The organism is Limnohabitans sp. (assembly GCF_034680285.1).
Lineage (GTDB): Bacteria > Pseudomonadota > Gammaproteobacteria > Burkholderiales > Burkholderiaceae_C > Limnohabitans_A.
The window spans coordinates 275,887-290,407 of sequence record NZ_JAXITC010000002.1 but is presented as its reverse complement, the minus strand read 5'-3'; the positions used below and the strand labels follow the sequence as shown (position 1 = coordinate 290,407).

Here is a 14,521-nt window from a genome sequence, read left to right as displayed (position 1 = left end):
GGCAAATCAGCGCAAGCGCCACTTGATTTGCCCCGCGTACTGCGCCAGCGCCACACCCAACAAAGTGACGCCAGCACCCGCGATCTTGATCCAGGTGTAGTGCTCACCCGAAAGCGCCCAAGCAAACAAACCCGCCATGGGCGGCATCAAATACATCAAAGGGGCGGTGCGGGCCACGCCGCGGACGTTGTTGATCCAGCCCCAAGCCAGCCAACCGATGAAGGCCGAAACCAAGATCGACCAGAACAAGCCCACCCAGGCCCAAAAATCCAGTGCAGCCCAGTTGGCCGCCATGCCAGCGGGCACCGACAGCAGCATCACCGGCAAACCGCCGAGCAAGGTGGCGTAACCCATGGTCAGCACCGGGCCATGCTTTTGCATCACGGGTTTGACCGCCACGGTGTAATAAGAAAAGAAACCAGCCGCCACCAAGAGCACCAAATCACCACCGCCCGCACGCCAATTGCCACCGAGCAACTTGTCAGACAAAAACATCAACACCCCGCAGAAGGCCAAGGACACCCCCATGATTTGAGGCCAACTGAGCCGCTCCAAGCCCTGTTTGTGCAAAATCAGCAAAGTGAAGATAGGCCCGCAAGCCAAGATGACCGAACTGGAAAAAGCGGTGGACCAATGGATGCCATACGTGACCAAGCCCACATGCAATGAATGTCCGATGAAACCCAGCCAAGCCATGCGCATCCAGTCTTGACGGGGCAAAGGCGGTAGCCAAAGGCCAAATCGCCAGCGCATTAACAAGAGCGCACAGGTGGGCATCAGCAAATACCTCGCCCACAAAAACCCGCCGGGGGTGATCAGGTCAAACAGGTACTTTTGCAGTGTGAAGTTGCCGCCCCAGATGACCACCAACACCAAAGCTATGAGCAAGGCACGCTGGTCGTGGCGGTGAAGGGGGACGCTGTGGGGCATGGGCTTGATTGTGGGTGCACATGGCACTCGGCCATGTCTCCGGCGCAGCAAACAGTCAGTCTTGCACCACCGGCACACGCGGGGCCAGCGCACACATGAGTTCATAGCCCACGGTGCCCGCCGCTTGCGCCACCTCGTCAATGCCGAGCACCGCGCCCTGGGCCGACTGCCCCCAGAGCGTGACCGTGCTGCCCACACCCGCCTCCGGAAACGGACTCAGGTCCACCGTCAGCATATCCATGCTCACTCGGCCCACGGTGCGCCCGCGCTCGCCATTCACCAGCACGGGGGTGCCCGTTGGGCAAATGCGCGGGTAACCGTCGGCATAGCCGCAGGCCACCACGCCAATGCGCATGGCTTGCTCGGCCACAAAGCTGGAGCCATAGCCCACACTGTCGCCAGCCTGCAAATGCTGCACCGCAATGATCTGTGCATTCAAGCTCATGGCGGGCTGCAGGCCCCAGTGCGCGGCGCTGTGTTCGGGAAAGTCGGGCGAACTGCCATACACGGCAATGCCAGGGCGAATCCAGTCGGCCTTGACAGCAGCATCCTGGCCGTGACGCAAGCTCGCAGCACTGTTGCTCACCGTTCGTTCGCCGGGCAAGTCGCGGGTGGCTTCTTCGAAGCGGGCCATCTGCTCGGCGATGCCTTTGGGGCCATCGGAGTCGCTGAAGTGGGTCATGAGCGAAATTTCGTCGACCTGCGGCAAGGCGTTCAGCCGCGTCCAAGCCGAGCGAAAGCGCTGCGGCGCAAAACCGAGTCGATTCATGCCCGAGTTCATCTTGAGGAAGACCCGGTGCGGCTCGTGCGTCTTGTGCAGCGCCAGCATGTCAATTTGCTCGTCGCAATGGACCGTGTGCCACAGATGCAGGCGCGAGCACAGCTCCAGGTCGCGGGCTTCAAAAGCGCCTTCGAGCAGCAAGATCGGGCCGCGCCAGCCCAGGGCACGCACCCGCTCGGCCTCACTCAGGTCCAAGAGGGCAAAGCCGTCAGCCCCGCGCAGGCCTTCAAACACCCGCTCGATGCCATGACCATACGCATTGGCCTTGACCACGGCCCAGGCCTGGGCATCGGGCGCGGCTTGCCGAGCCTGGCTCAGGTTGCGGCGCAGGGCAGCGGAATGGATCGTGGCGTGGATGGGGCGGGGCATGGGGGCTGAGGGCGAAATGTGTCAATCAAGTATGCCAGCTTCAGAGGGCCTTCAAGTGCGGGCAATTGGCCCTTTCAACACCGCCATTCCCGACTCTGGAAGGGGTTTGCAAATGATTTACACTGATCCGCTGCCTGTTAACCCCGCGCATTCCGTCTGAGCTGTTCAGGCGCTGGCTGAACCTTGTAATCCATGGAAGTTTTTCAGTTTTTGATGCCCATCTTCACCGAATACGGCTATTTGGCTGTGTTTGTGATGCTGTTGATATGCGGCTTTGGTGTTCCTGTTCCTGAAGACGTGACCTTGGTCACGGGCGGCGTCATCGCAGGCTTGGGTCATGCCGATGTGAACACCATGTTTGCCGTGGGCATGGCGGGCGTCATGGTCGGTGATGGCCTGATGTTCACACTGGGGCGTTTGTATGGCCAACGCATTTCCCAATTGCCCGGTTTTCGCAAAATCTTGACACCCGAGCGCTTCGCCAGCGCCCAAGACGCCTTCCAGAAATATGGCAAATGGGTCATGTTCGTGGCCCGGTTTTTGCCCGGTCTGCGCACCCCGGTCTTCTTTTCGGCAGGCATGAGCCAGCGCGTGAGCTTTGCCACCTGGTTTTTCATGGACGGCTTTGCCGCCCTGATCAGCGTGCCGATCTGGGTGTACTTGGGTTACTTTGGCGCCCAAAACTGGGACTGGATGTTTGGCGTGCTGCGCCAGTTCCAGCATGGCATTTTTGCCTTGCTCGGCATCGGCGTTGCCTGGCTAGCCTGGCGCTGGTGGCGCAAGCGCCAAGCCACGCTGGCAGCCAAAGCCTCTGGCGACACGCCTTAAGCTGCCCTCGCATGGGCGCGATCTCTCCGAAAAGCCTGTCTGTCGCAGGACTCCTTTTCAACGCTTTTGTGTGGGGCGTTTGCTGGTGGCCTTTCAAGCAACTTGAAGCACAAGGCCTGCACCCACTCTGGGCCACGGCGCTGGTCTATGCCTTTGTTTTCTTGTCTATTGCCCTGTGGCTGTGGCGCAGCGGGCAGCTGCAAAGTTGGCGCGGCCAACCCGGTTTGTGGCTCTTGCTCCTGGCCTCGGGCCTGACCAATGTGGGCTTCAATTGGGCTGTCACCGTAGGCGACGTGGTGCGCGTGGTGCTGCTGTTTTATTTGATGCCCGCGTGGTCCGTGCTGGTGGCTTGGTGGCTGCTGGGTGAAAAACCCACCCCTATGGCCTTGCTGCGTTTGTTGCTGGCGCTGGCCGGTTTGTTCATTGTGCTCAAAACCCCTGAGATACCCTGGCCTGTGCCCGAAAGCCTGGCAGATGGCCTGGCGCTGATGGGCGGCCTGACGTTTGCCATCACCAACGCCTTGCTGCTCAAGCTCAAGGACACCCCCAGCTCGTCGCGCACCCTGGCCATGTTTGGTGGCGGCGCGGTCATGGCCACGTTGGCGGCCGTTGTGGGTTTGACCACGGGCGTCGTGGCCATCGGCGCGGCCCCAACCTGGACTTGGTTACCGCTGGTGGCCCTGCTGGGCATATCGTTTTTGTTGGGCAATTTGGCGCTGCAATACGGCGCCGCACGCTTGGCCGCCCACACCACGGCACTGGTCATGCTGTCCGAATTGCTGTTTGCCAGCGTCTCGTCGGTGCTGTTGGGTGCCTCACAATGGGAAACCCGAACGCTGGTCGGCGGGGCCTTGATTTTGCTGGCAGCGTTGCTGTCCATCGTCGGTCCGGGTCATCAGAAAAAGTCAATCATTTAGCCAGTATTCCATCCATCACCTCAAAGGATAACCATGTCTAAATGGATTGTTTTATGGATAGGCCTGTTGGCACAGACTTTGGCATTAGGGCAAGTGGTGAGCGTTGAATTCAAAGAAAAAGGGTTCATGTTCAGTGATGCGCCTACACTGAGTTTTCTCTGGCCGGCTCAACAACCCAAGGCCACCTTGATTTTTATCCCGGGTGGCGAGGGTCGGTTGGGCATCACGCCTGACCGCAAGAACTTAGGCGGCTTTTATGGCAGCACGCTCAAACCGTTGAGTGACGAAAAGTTAACCAGCGGGGGCTTCAACGTCGTGATTTTTGACTCTCCTGTGAATCTGCCTGGAACAGATTACCCCACGTCGCGACAAAGCAATGAGCACTTACTGCGGATAGAAAGTGTGGTGCGTCATTTCAAAGATGCATATGGCTTGCCTGTTTGGATCATGGGCCACAGCAATGGTGCAGTGAGCATCACCGAGTTTTTCAAGGCACTGCAGAAGTCACAAAAAGAAGATTTGGTTTCAGGTGCTATTTACAGCGCTGCTCGTAGTGGCTCAGACTTTAATGACAAAACCAAATTACCCATCTTATTTCTCGCTCACGAAAAAGAGCAATGTTCAAAGACATTGCCAGCTCGGGCAAAAGCGGTTTTCGACCAACAGCAAAAAACGAATCCGTTGAGAACGGCGTATGTTTTGATCAAAGGCGGTGAAGCGCAGCCTCAAAACCCTTGCAGTTCGGGTTTCCACATGTTCTTTGGTGCCTCTGAAGAAGCCTATACGGCCATCGATCGTTTCGTTTTTGGCAATCCAAATTGAATGTTGATTGAAGGTGCCCAGCATCGACATCTCCCACCCATCTCTCACTTGAAAGCACCCCATGAGCCTTTATGACTTTGAAGCCCAAAGCATCGACAACCAAACCCTGCCCCTGTCGCGCTACCAAGGTCAGGTGATGCTGATCGTGAACACCGCCAGCGCCTGCGGCTTCACGCCCCAGTTCACCGGGCTGGAAAAGTTGCACCAGAAATACGCAGCTCAGGGCCTGGCGGTGCTGGGGTTTCCCTGCAACCAGTTCGCCAGCCAAGACCCGGGCGACGATGCGCAAATTGCCAACTTCTGCCAGAAGAACTATGGCGTGAGCTTTCAAATGATGAGCAAGATCAAGGTCAACGGCGACGGTGCCCACCCTCTTTACCAGTGGCTCACCGCAGAGGCCCCGGGCATTTTGGGCAGCAAGGGCATCAAATGGAACTTCACCAAATTTTTGGTGGGGCGCGATGGGCGTGTGATCAAGCGCTACGCGCCGCAGGACTCGCCAGAAAAGATCTCCAAAGACATTGAAGCGGCGCTGGCGGCTTGATCAACGGGCCCCAAGTGGCCACCCACACCCGAGGCCTGATGCCGGTCAGGTGCGCCAAGTCAGCACAGCCAACCAAAGCACCAAGGCTGCGCCGCCCCACAGCAACAAGCGCGTGCGCAGGCGCAGCACTTCAACTGCGCTGACCAAACGCGTGTTTTGTTCCGCCAATTCGGCCAGGGTTTCGGTGAGTTCCCGCTGGGTTTGGGCTTGGCGGTCGATCTGGCCTTGTGCGGCAATCAAGGCGTTCTTGAGTTCGCCCAAGCTGGGCACAGCACTCACGGGCGTTTGTGTGGCAGGGGTACCTGCTTGATCTGGCGACTGAGGGGTTTGGCGGTCCATCAGCTTGCGCGCAGCTTTGAGTACCGAAGGCGCGTGCTCGATCACATCGCCCCAAGGAATCACTTTGAGCGCCGTCAACCAAGGTATCGCCATCGTCTTTTCCTTTGTTTGCGCTTAAAAAGCGCAGTCCCACATCCAGCCTTGAATACTACCCGGGTGGTCGTGATGGCGCCGCCCGGTGCTCGGCTTGCCGTGTGGCCAAAAGGACTTTGATGAACCGATCAGTGAGCGCTGCCAAGCGCCTCGTCCAGCAACTCAACCCAATGCCGCACCGGCAGGCCACTGCCGCTTTGCAGGTGGGTGATGCAGCCGATGTTGGCGCTGATCACGCCTTGCGGCTGCAACGCGTTCAGGTGGCCCAGCTTGCGGTCGCGCAATTGCTTAGACAAGTCGGGGTTGAGCACGCTGTAAGTGCCGGCCGAGCCGCAGCACAGGTGCGACTCATTGGCCGTGACCTTGATCTTGAAGCCCAGATCGCCCAAATGCTTTTCCACGCCGCCTTTGAGTTGCTGGCCGTGTTGGAGCGTGCAAGGCGGGTGGTAGGCCTGCAGGCCTGCGGCTTGCAGGGCTTCGGGTTTCAGTTTGTTCTTGAGCAGTGGCACCAACTCAGGCAGCAACTCGCTCAGGTCGCGGGTCAAGGCACCGATGCGGGCGGCTTTGTCAGCGTACTGCGAATCGTCTTTGAGCACATGGCCGTAGTCTTTGACCATCACACCGCAGCCCGAGGCGTTCATCACGATCGCTTCGACCTCGCCCGATTCGACCAGCGGCCACCAAGCGTCGATGTTGGCACGCATGTGGTCTTTGCCGCCGTCGTGGTCGTTCAGGTGGAACTTGAGCGCGCCGCAGCAACCGGCTTTGGGCACAGTCACCGCTTGGATGCCTGCGGCGTCGAGCACGCGGGCGGTAGCGGTGTTGATGTTGGGGCTCATGCTCGGCTGCACACAACCGGCCAGCATCAGCACCTTGCGGGCGTGCTGTGCGGTGGGCCAGGCACCGGCATTTTGCGGCGCGGGCACTTTGGCCTTCAGGCTTTCGGGCAGCAGGCCGCGCACCATCTGGCCCATCTTCATGGCGGGGGCAAACAAGGGTGAAGGCAGGCCTTCTTTCAGCGCCCAACGCACCAGCTTTTCGCTGGCGGGGCGCTCGACTTTGGCGTCCACCAACTTGCGGCCGATGTCGACCAGGTGGCCGTATTGCACGCCGCTCGGGCAAGTGCTTTCGCAGTTGCGGCAGGTCAGGCACCGGTCCAGGTGCATCTGGGTTTTGCGGGTGGGCGTTTCGCCCTCCAGCACCTGCTTCATCAGGTAGATGCGACCACGCGGGCCATCCAGCTCGTCGCCCAGCAGTTGGTAAGTGGGGCAGGTTGCGGTGCAAAAACCGCAGTGCACGCACTTGCGCAGAATGGCTTCGGCTTCCAAGCCATCGGGGGTGTTTTGGTATTCAGGGGCGAGATTGGTTTGCATGAAAATTCGCCTCAGATGGGGTGCATGCGACCGGTGGCGAAGACGCCCTTCGGGTCGAACTGCTTTTGCAATTGTTGCTGGATGCGTTGCTGCACAGCGTCCAGCGGGGTGTTCACGCCTGCGGCTTTGTCCACCTCGGCATGCTTGGCGCTGGCGCGGAACAAGGTGGCATGACCACCGAACGATTGCGCCAGCTCACGCAAGGCCAAGGTCGCAGAAGCGGGTGCCCACAACCAGCGCTGCGCCCCTTGCCATTCGATGTATTGGGCGTAGGGCAAATCCAGCAAGGGCGCGGTTTGCGGCACGGACAAACGCCAAAGACAGGCATCCGCACTGGGGGCATCAAAAAACGGCAGCATTTGCTCGCCGCTGGCGCGCCAGTCTTGCGTGGCTTCAGCGTTGTCCATGGCCTGAACCTGCGCACCCAGCGCCACGGCATCGGCACTCATCCGGACCATGGCCGACTGCACCGCCGCCACCGCACCACGCAAGCGAACAAACAAGTAATCAGCCTCGGGCTGAGCCGTGGGGTCGCGCACCCAAGCGCTGGCATTCAAGGGCAGGGGTTGACCGCCCCAGCGGTGCAGCAAATCCAGCGCCGGACTTTGGGCCAAACCAGCGATCATCAGCGTGGCTTCGGCCGGGGCCACCGGCAAGACCTTGAGGCTGACCTCGGTGATCAAGCTCAGCGTGCCCCAGCTGCCCGCCATCAAGCGGCTCACGTCGTAACCGGCCACGTTTTTCATGACTTGGCCGCCAAAGGTCAGGTGCTCGCCTAGGCCGTTGATGAAACGGGCACCGAGCACGTAGTCTCGGACAGCGCCAGCGGTGGCGCGGGCCGGGCCGCTCAGGCCCGCAGCGACCATGCCGCCCACGGTGGCATCGGGTCCGAAATGTGGCGGCTCAAACGCCAAGCACTGGCCTTTTTCGGCCAAGGTGGCTTCCAGCTCGGCCAGGGGCGTGCCGCAACGCACCGTCACCACCAACTCGCTGGGCTCGTAACTCACAATGCCACGGTAACCCCGGGTGTCCAGCACCTCGCCCGTGAGGCTTTGGCCCCAAAAATCTTTGCTGCCGCCACCGCGCAAGCGCAAAGTGCGGCCATCCGCAGCGGCTTGGCGCACGGCGTCCATGAGTGAGTTGAGTTGAGCTTCCATGGGCCAAGATGGTAACGCCCAGCCCTGTGCAAGCGCGTGAATTTTTTGAACGGAAGTCTTGCCGGAAATTGAGCGGCTCAGGCCCGATAAGCATTCACCGGCAAGCCCGCCACCTCCACCCGCAAAGCCCACACACAGCCCGAGCCCGGGTATTGCGCCAACTCCGCATCACTGCGGCCGTGGCGAGCGGTGGTGACAAACAAGGTTTTCAAATCCGTACCGCCAAAGCAGGGCATGGTGGGGCACATCGCCGGGGTGGGCACCTCGGCCAGCACCTCTCCTTTTGGCGAGATGCGCAGCAAGCGCCCGCCTTCGTATTGGGCGGACCAGTAGCAGCCTTCAGCATCGACAGCCGCGCCATCGGGCCGACCGCCATAGGGAGCAGCGCTGCCCCAGGCCCAGCCTGCAGGTTTGGGCGTTGCTTGGTAGAACGTGCGGGCGTTGCTGAGTTGGCCGCTAGCGGCATCCAAGTCAAAAGCGCGAACCTGGTGCGCTGCGGTGTCGGCCCAGTAGGCGGTGCGGCCGTCGGGTGACCAAGCCAGGCCGTTGGCGGTGACCACGCCACTTTGAATGGCGTGCAAACCTTGGCCGTCGAGCATGTACAGCACGCCCATCGCCTGGTCTTTGGGTTCGTACAAGCTGCCCGCCCAAAAACGGCCATGGGCATCGCACTTGCCGTCGTTGAAGCGTTGCTTGGCGGTGTCGTAAGGTGCAGCGGCTAGCCGCTGCAAGGGGCCGCCCCATTCACGTGCGAGGTAAATGCCATCACGCAGGGCCATGACCAAACCGCCACCTTGCACGGGCGCGATGCAACCCGGCTCTTGCGTCAAAGGCCAGTGTTCGACCGGGCCACGGGTCTGCAAGCCGTCCAGCTGAACGCGGGCAATGCGTTTACCGGGAATGTCTACCCAGTACAGGCGCTGCTCCTGCGGTTGCCAAAAAGGCGATTCGCCCAAAGCGTCGGGTTCGGGGGTGATGCGGGTCCAAGGGTTCATGCGGTTGATTGTGCCGTCAGCGGCAGCCTGCGTTGGCACTCACGCAGTTAAGTACCCCGATCAATCGACTTGGCCCACGGTTTGCAGCTCCGGCGTGGTGCGGCGCAGGGTGGGCAGACCCACGCCCGAGGCGTCAAAGCCGCCATCGACCGCGATGGACTGCCCGTTGATGTAGCTGGCCTGGGGGCTGCACAAAAAGCCGACGGTGTTGGCCATCTCTTCGGTACTGCCGTAGCGGCCCAGCGGGATGGTGTCGTAATAGTCGGCGCGGATGGCCGCGCTGTGCACCAGCTTGGCCATTTCGGTCTCGACGGGGCCAGGGCAGATCGCGTTAACGCGCACACCGTAGTTGCCCAATTCGGCAGCGTACTGCTTGGTCAGGTGGATCAGCGCGGCCTTGCTGGTGCCGTAGGCCAAGCGCAAGGTGCTGGCGCGCAGGCCCGAGATGGACGCGATGTTGACCACGGCGCCGCTGCGTTGGCGCGCCATGATGGCGCCAAATGCCTGCGTGCACAGAAAAGCGCCATCGAGGTTGGTCGAGAGCACATGGCGCCATTCTTCAAAGGTGGTTTCCAGCGCGGGCTTGAACACCGCCACGCCTGCGTTGTTGACCAGCGCGTCCACACGGCCAAAGCGCGCCATCACTTGGTCGGCAGCGGCCTGCACTTGGTCTGGCTGCGACACGTCGGTCAGCAGGCACAGTACATCGCCTGTCCTGCTCAGCTGCTTTTGCGTGGCGTCCAGCGTGGCGTTGTCCACGTCGAGCAGCACGACCTGGTGTCCGTTGGCCAGAAACCACTGGCCAATGGCCAGACCAATGCCACGGGCGCCGCCCGTCACGACTGCCACTTTCCGATCTGCCAATGTCATGTGTCTGCCTCTTTGCGCCAAAGCCGACACCATAGCAAAAAAGCCCGTGCACAGGGTGCAACGGGCTTGGAAAAATGGGTGGTGGCAAACCACCCATGCAATGAAACTTGCAGTGACTGGCTTTTAGCCGTGGTAGGCCGACTCGCCGTGCGAAGAGATGTCCAGACCTTCGCGCTCTTCTTCTTCGGTGACACGCAAACCAATGGTCAGGTCAACGATCTTGAAGGCGACCACCGAAACCACACCCGACCAGACAATGGTCAGCAGCACAGCTTTGGCTTGGATCCACACTTGCGAAGCGATGGAATAAGCATCAGGCGTGATCATGGTCATCGTGACCCAGTCACCCATGGCGCTCGGACCACCCAAGGCGGGCGAGTTGAACACGCCGGTCAGCAAAGCACCGACGATACCGCCGACACCGTGCACACCGAACACATCCAAGGAATCGTCTGCACCCAGCATCTTCTTCAGACCATTCACACCCCACAGGCAAGCGAAGCCAGCAATCAAGCCGATGATCAAAGCACCGCCCAGACCCACGTTGCCCGCTGCTGGTGTGATGGCGACCAAACCGGCCACAGCACCCGAAGCAGCACCCAACATGGACGCTTTGCCGCGCATCAGCGCTTCACCCACACACCAGGCCAACACAGCACCAGCTGTCGCGATCAAGGTGTTGATGAAGGCCAGTGCTGCGAAACCGTTGGCTTCCAAAGCGGAGCCGGCGTTGAAACCGAACCAACCCACCCACAACAAGGAGGCGCCGACCATGGTCAATGTCAGGCTGTGAGGCGCCATCGATTCACGACCATAACCTACACGCTTGCCCACCATGAAGGCACCGACCAAGCCTGCGACAGCGGCGTTGATGTGCACCACCGTACCGCCAGCGAAGTCCAGAGCACCCCACTGCCACAGCAGACCGGCTTTGCTGGTCATCTCGTCAGCCACTTCTTTGGCGGTGTAAGCGTCAGGCCCCATCCAGAACCAGACCATGTGCGCCACAGGCAGGTAGCTGAAGGTGAACCACAGCACCATGAAGGCGAGCACAGCAGAGAACTTGATGCGCTCAGCGAAGGCGCCGACGATCAGTGCACAAGTGATGCCTGCGAACGTGGCCTGGAAGGCAGCGAACGAGATTTCAGGAATCACAACACCTTTGCTGAAAGTGGCGGCGTTGGCAAATGTGCCCGCGACGTTGTCCCAAATGCCCTTCATGAACAGGCGGTCAAACCCACCAATGAACGCATTGCCTTCAGTGAACGCCAAGCTGTAGCCGTAAACGAACCACAACACCGTGATCATTGAGAAGGTGACGACGACCTGCATCAGCACGGACAGCATGTTTTTGCTGCGCACCAAACCGCCGTAGAACAGCGCCAAGCCAGGAATGACCATCAAGATCACCAGGATCGTGGACAGCATCATCCAGCCGGTGTCTGCCTTGTTGGGCACGAGCACAGGCGCGGCTTCGGCTGCAGCGGGTGCTGCGGCCGCTGGCGCGGCAGGTGCCGGGGCTGCATCGGCTGGCTTGGCGTCAGCAGCAGGGGCCGTCACAGCAACGGGCGCGGTCTGTGCGGTGGCAACGGATACCGTGCCGAACACACCCAGACCCAGACCCAGACTCAGGCCCAAGGCCAGGGTAGCGAGTAGTTTTTTCATTTGTCGACTCTCTTTCTTGTCTGTCAAAGGGCTTCTGCGCCGGTTTCACCGGTGCGGATGCGAACCACTTGTTCGAGGTCGTACACAAAGATCTTGCCGTCGCCGATCTTGCCGGTGCGGGCACCGGCTTCGATGGCTTCGATCACGCGCTCGACGAGTTCGTCAGAGACAGCGGCTTCGATCTTCACTTTGGGCAAAAAGTCGACCACATATTCCGCGCCACGGTACAGCTCGGTGTGGCCCTTTTGACGACCAAAGCCTTTGACTTCGGTCACGGTGATGCCCTGCACGCCGATGCCCGAAAGCGCTTCACGCACTTCGTCCAGCTTGAAGGGTTTGATGATGGCGGTCACCAGTTTCATGATGGCTCCTTGATTTGAAAGCTAGGGTCAGAATTACATGGCTTTGGTCAAGGACAGCACAACGCGGCCATCATTGACAGAGCCGTATGCGGCTTTCTTGGTTGCGCCGACGTAGGCTCCACCCAAGCTGTAACCTTCGCCCAAGTCATAGGACAGGCCCACGCTGTAGTCAGAGAAATCATTGCCCGTTTTGAAGTTGGTCATACCAGCGGCGGCTTTGAAGGTCAATCCCTTGCTGATTTCTTGCGCATAGCCAACTGTCAGGTAAGAAGCTTTAGAGCCACCGAAATACTGGTTCGACACGGTCTGCGAATACTTGGCTGAGAAGGGGCCGTAGCTCAAGCCACCGTAAACCTCGGTGGTGTTAGCTGACGAAGCACCTGGGTAAGCGTAGGTCAACACACCCACGTCGTAACCCAAGCCTGGGCTCATCTCGCCCTTGTAACCACCATAGACATCCACTTCCAAAGAGTTGCCTGTCAACCAGTTAACGCTGGAGTTCCAGTTGCCGACATAAAAACCGTTGCTGAAAGCGTAGTCAAAACCACCCTGCAAAGCTGGCTTGAAATCTTTGGTGGAACCGAGATCTTGGTCTTGGCCACGGAACTTGTAGTTGGAAGTCAGGGAAATGTTGGTCGAGAGTTGGGCACTGGCGACAAATGGCACAACAGCCAACAAAGAGACCAACAAGGTTTTTTTAGATGCGAATTTCATAAAGGACTCCAATAAAAAAGTGAACAATGACCTTTTGGTCTAGCAGGGAGCGTGCCAACCTAGTGCAATCCCTATGCAAGGGAATTAACCATTACTTAAGTAGTCTTTTTGTGGTTGAATCATTTTGGAAGATGCCCTGCGCGCCAGTCACGGGCGCCCGAATTCATGCCATGCACCAGCATGGGGCACGGAGGGAAAATGAGTCTCAGTTTGGTGCATAGCCGTGCATTGATCGGCCTGCAAGCGCCCGCGGTCACTGTGGAGGTGCATTTGGCCAATGGCTTGCCCAGCTTCACCTTAGTGGGCTTGGCGGATGTTGAGGTCAAAGAAGCACGCGAACGGGTGCGCTCAGCACTCCAAAACAGTGGGCTTGAGTTTCCGCACAACAAGCGCATCACCGTCAACCTGGCCCCCGCCGACCTGCCCAAAGACTCGGGCCGGCTGGACTTGCCGATTGCCCTGGGCATTTTGGCGGCCAGCGGACAAATTGATGCCAGCAAATTGGCTGGCCACGAATTTGCGGGCGAGTTATCCCTCTCGGGCGAGTTGCGCCCTGTGCGCGGCGCATTGGCCATGAGCCTGGTGCTGCGCCAACAACAAGTGCGAACACGACTGGTGCTGCCGCCGGGGAGTGCCGAAGAGGCGGCGCTGGTGCCTGATGCGGAAGTCTTCCGGGCCCAACACCTGCTCGACGTGGTGCAGCAGTTTTTACCGCCCTCCAACGAACCCCCACCCGAGCCCAGCGCGGGTTGGGCGCGCATGGCCCCCACCACCACCAGCGCCCCGCCGCGTTACGCTGACTTGGCAGATGTGAAAGGCCAAGCGGGTGTGAAGCGCGTGCTGGAAATCGCCGCCGCAGGAGGCCACTCGCTGCTCATGGTCGGCCCACCGGGCTCGGGCAAGTCCATGTTGGCGCAACGCTTCGCGGGCCTGCTGCCGCCCATGTCGGTCGAAGAGGCTCTGGAGTCGGCTGCCATTGCCAGTCTGGCCGGGCGCTTTGAGCTGGCGCGCTGGGCGCAGCGGCCCACGGGCCAGCCGCACCATTCGGCCAGTGCGGTGGCACTGGTGGGTGGCGGCTCGCCGCCAAGGCCCGGCGAAATCTCTCTCGCGCATCACGGTGTTCTGTTTTTGGACGAGCTGCCCGAATTCCCACGCGCAGCGCTGGAGGCTCTGCGTGAACCACTTGAAACAGGCACCATCACCATCGCTCGAGCAGCGCGTCGGGCCGAATTTCCAGCGCGCTTTCAATTGATTGCCGCCATGAACCCCTGCCCATGCGGTTATTTAGGCAGCAGCACCCGTACCTGCCGTTGCTCGCCCGACCAAGTCAGCCGCTACCAAGGCAAACTGAGCGGACCTTTGCTGGACCGGATCGATTTACACATCGAAGTACCCAGCCTACCCGCCAACGACCTGCTGAATGCGCCAGCTGGAGAAAGCACAGAAGCCATTGCCGCCCGAAGCTTGGCTGCTCGCGAACGCGCTTTGGCTCGCCAAGGTTGTGCCAACGCCGATTTGCAAGGGCAGGCCATCGATGCACAGGCCCTTTTAGAAGACAAGGCCACCGCCTTGTTGCAAAAAGCCGCAGCCAAACTCGGCTGGAGCGGCCGCAGCATCCACCGCAGCCTCAAAGTCGCCCGCACCATCGCAGACTTGGCGGGGAGCAGCACCATTGAAGTGGCACATGTGGCCGAAGCCATTCAGTACCGGCGGGTGCTCAAGGAAAGTTGAAGAACAAGCGCTGGAGGTTCAGCAACCTTGG

At 60.1% G+C, this 14,521-nt stretch carries 15 protein-coding genes; 5 read left to right on the top strand and 10 right to left on the bottom strand.

Annotation, left to right across the window (positions count from 1 at the left end):
* Positions 1 to 6 precede the first annotated feature (6 nt).
* Complete coding sequence (locus SWE17_RS03155) at positions 7 to 930, bottom strand: DMT family transporter (protein ID WP_322991676.1); 924 nt, start codon at positions 928 to 930, stop codon at positions 7 to 9.
* A 55-nt stretch (positions 931 to 985) separates the two neighbouring features.
* Complete coding sequence (alr, locus tag SWE17_RS03150; RefSeq protein WP_322991675.1) at positions 986 to 2,080, bottom strand: alanine racemase; 1,095 nt, start codon at positions 2,078 to 2,080, stop codon at positions 986 to 988.
* Positions 2,081 to 2,272: 192 nt separating this feature from the next.
* Here alr and SWE17_RS03145 point away from each other — a divergent pair, with 192 nt between their 5' ends.
* From SWE17_RS03145 to SWE17_RS03130, 4 genes are all read left to right on the top strand, one after another.
* A complete protein-coding gene (locus SWE17_RS03145; protein WP_322991674.1) occupies positions 2,273 to 2,908 on the top strand; it encodes a DedA family protein in 636 nt (211 codons plus the stop codon).
* 11 nt (positions 2,909 to 2,919) lie between these two features.
* The gene (locus tag SWE17_RS03140; RefSeq protein ID WP_322991673.1) at positions 2,920 to 3,825 is read left to right on the top strand and encodes a DMT family transporter; all 906 of its coding nucleotides are present in this window, start codon (positions 2,920 to 2,922) and stop codon (positions 3,823 to 3,825) included.
* Between the two features lie 33 nt (positions 3,826 to 3,858).
* Positions 3,859 to 4,647: a hypothetical protein gene (locus SWE17_RS03135; RefSeq protein ID WP_322991672.1), complete on the top strand. Its 789-nt coding sequence runs from the start codon at positions 3,859 to 3,861 to the stop codon at positions 4,645 to 4,647.
* A 61-nt stretch (positions 4,648 to 4,708) separates the two neighbouring features.
* Positions 4,709 to 5,191: a glutathione peroxidase gene (locus SWE17_RS03130; RefSeq protein WP_322991671.1), complete on the top strand. Its 483-nt coding sequence runs from the start codon at positions 4,709 to 4,711 to the stop codon at positions 5,189 to 5,191.
* Between the two features lie 45 nt (positions 5,192 to 5,236).
* Here the strand turns inward: SWE17_RS03130 and SWE17_RS03125 are convergent, their stop codons facing one another.
* The 8 genes from SWE17_RS03125 to SWE17_RS03090 form a co-directional block, all read right to left on the bottom strand.
* Positions 5,237 to 5,623 (bottom strand): hypothetical protein, encoded by a 387-nt coding sequence (locus SWE17_RS03125; protein ID WP_322991670.1) that lies wholly within the window; start codon positions 5,621 to 5,623, stop codon positions 5,237 to 5,239.
* Positions 5,624 to 5,751: 128 nt separating this feature from the next.
* Positions 5,752 to 6,996, bottom strand: coding sequence for a glycolate oxidase subunit GlcF (gene glcF / locus SWE17_RS03120; protein ID WP_322991669.1), 1,245 nt, complete (start codon positions 6,994 to 6,996; stop codon positions 5,752 to 5,754).
* 11 nt (positions 6,997 to 7,007) lie between these two features.
* Positions 7,008 to 8,153 carry a glycolate oxidase subunit GlcE gene (gene glcE, locus SWE17_RS03115; protein ID WP_322991668.1) on the bottom strand — a complete coding sequence of 382 codons (1,146 nt, stop codon included), beginning with the start codon at positions 8,151 to 8,153 and terminating at the stop codon, positions 7,008 to 7,010.
* A 77-nt stretch (positions 8,154 to 8,230) separates the two neighbouring features.
* The gene (locus tag SWE17_RS03110) at positions 8,231 to 9,148 is read right to left on the bottom strand and encodes an SMP-30/gluconolactonase/LRE family protein (RefSeq protein ID WP_322991667.1); all 918 of its coding nucleotides are present in this window, start codon (positions 9,146 to 9,148) and stop codon (positions 8,231 to 8,233) included.
* 60 nt (positions 9,149 to 9,208) lie between these two features.
* Positions 9,209 to 10,018 carry an SDR family oxidoreductase gene (locus tag SWE17_RS03105; protein WP_322991666.1) on the bottom strand — a complete coding sequence of 270 codons (810 nt, stop codon included), beginning with the start codon at positions 10,016 to 10,018 and terminating at the stop codon, positions 9,209 to 9,211.
* Between the two features lie 123 nt (positions 10,019 to 10,141).
* Positions 10,142 to 11,683: an ammonium transporter gene (locus SWE17_RS03100; RefSeq protein WP_322991665.1), complete on the bottom strand. Its 1,542-nt coding sequence runs from the start codon at positions 11,681 to 11,683 to the stop codon at positions 10,142 to 10,144.
* Positions 11,684 to 11,706: 23 nt separating this feature from the next.
* Positions 11,707 to 12,045, bottom strand: a complete 339-nt coding sequence (gene glnK / locus SWE17_RS03095; RefSeq protein ID WP_062406859.1) for a P-II family nitrogen regulator — start codon at positions 12,043 to 12,045, stop codon at positions 11,707 to 11,709.
* 33 nt (positions 12,046 to 12,078) lie between these two features.
* Positions 12,079 to 12,759: a TorF family putative porin gene (locus tag SWE17_RS03090; protein WP_322991664.1), complete on the bottom strand. Its 681-nt coding sequence runs from the start codon at positions 12,757 to 12,759 to the stop codon at positions 12,079 to 12,081.
* A 198-nt stretch (positions 12,760 to 12,957) separates the two neighbouring features.
* Between SWE17_RS03090 and SWE17_RS03085 the strand changes: the two genes are divergently transcribed.
* Entirely contained in the window at positions 12,958 to 14,490 is a 1,533-nt protein-coding gene (locus SWE17_RS03085) for a YifB family Mg chelatase-like AAA ATPase (protein WP_322991663.1), read from the top strand.
* The last annotated feature ends 31 nt before the right edge of the window (positions 14,491 to 14,521 follow it).

Excerpts from the sequence above, each read along its gene's own strand:
- SWE17_RS03155 (WP_322991676.1), bottom strand. The coding sequence starts at position 930 with ATGCCCCACAGCGTCCCCCTTCACCGCCACGACCAGCGTGCCTTGCTC.
- alr (WP_322991675.1), bottom strand. The coding sequence starts at position 2,080 with ATGCCCCGCCCCATCCACGCCACGATCCATTCCGCTGCCCTGCGCCGC.
- SWE17_RS03145 (WP_322991674.1), top strand. The coding sequence starts at position 2,273 with ATGGAAGTTTTTCAGTTTTTGATGCCCATCTTCACCGAATACGGCTAT.
- SWE17_RS03140 (WP_322991673.1), top strand. The coding sequence starts at position 2,920 with ATGGGCGCGATCTCTCCGAAAAGCCTGTCTGTCGCAGGACTCCTTTTC.
- SWE17_RS03135 (WP_322991672.1), top strand. The coding sequence starts at position 3,859 with ATGTCTAAATGGATTGTTTTATGGATAGGCCTGTTGGCACAGACTTTG.
- SWE17_RS03130 (WP_322991671.1), top strand. The coding sequence starts at position 4,709 with ATGAGCCTTTATGACTTTGAAGCCCAAAGCATCGACAACCAAACCCTG.
- SWE17_RS03125 (WP_322991670.1), bottom strand. The coding sequence starts at position 5,623 with ATGGCGATACCTTGGTTGACGGCGCTCAAAGTGATTCCTTGGGGCGAT.
- glcF (WP_322991669.1), bottom strand. The coding sequence starts at position 6,996 with ATGCAAACCAATCTCGCCCCTGAATACCAAAACACCCCCGATGGCTTG.
- glcE (WP_322991668.1), bottom strand. The coding sequence starts at position 8,153 with ATGGAAGCTCAACTCAACTCACTCATGGACGCCGTGCGCCAAGCCGCT.
- SWE17_RS03110 (WP_322991667.1), bottom strand. The coding sequence starts at position 9,148 with ATGAACCCTTGGACCCGCATCACCCCCGAACCCGACGCTTTGGGCGAA.
- SWE17_RS03105 (WP_322991666.1), bottom strand. The coding sequence starts at position 10,018 with ATGACATTGGCAGATCGGAAAGTGGCAGTCGTGACGGGCGGCGCCCGT.
- SWE17_RS03100 (WP_322991665.1), bottom strand. The coding sequence starts at position 11,683 with ATGAAAAAACTACTCGCTACCCTGGCCTTGGGCCTGAGTCTGGGTCTG.
- glnK (WP_062406859.1), bottom strand. The coding sequence starts at position 12,045 with ATGAAACTGGTGACCGCCATCATCAAACCCTTCAAGCTGGACGAAGTG.
- SWE17_RS03090 (WP_322991664.1), bottom strand. The coding sequence starts at position 12,759 with ATGAAATTCGCATCTAAAAAAACCTTGTTGGTCTCTTTGTTGGCTGTT.
- SWE17_RS03085 (WP_322991663.1), top strand. The coding sequence starts at position 12,958 with ATGAGTCTCAGTTTGGTGCATAGCCGTGCATTGATCGGCCTGCAAGCG.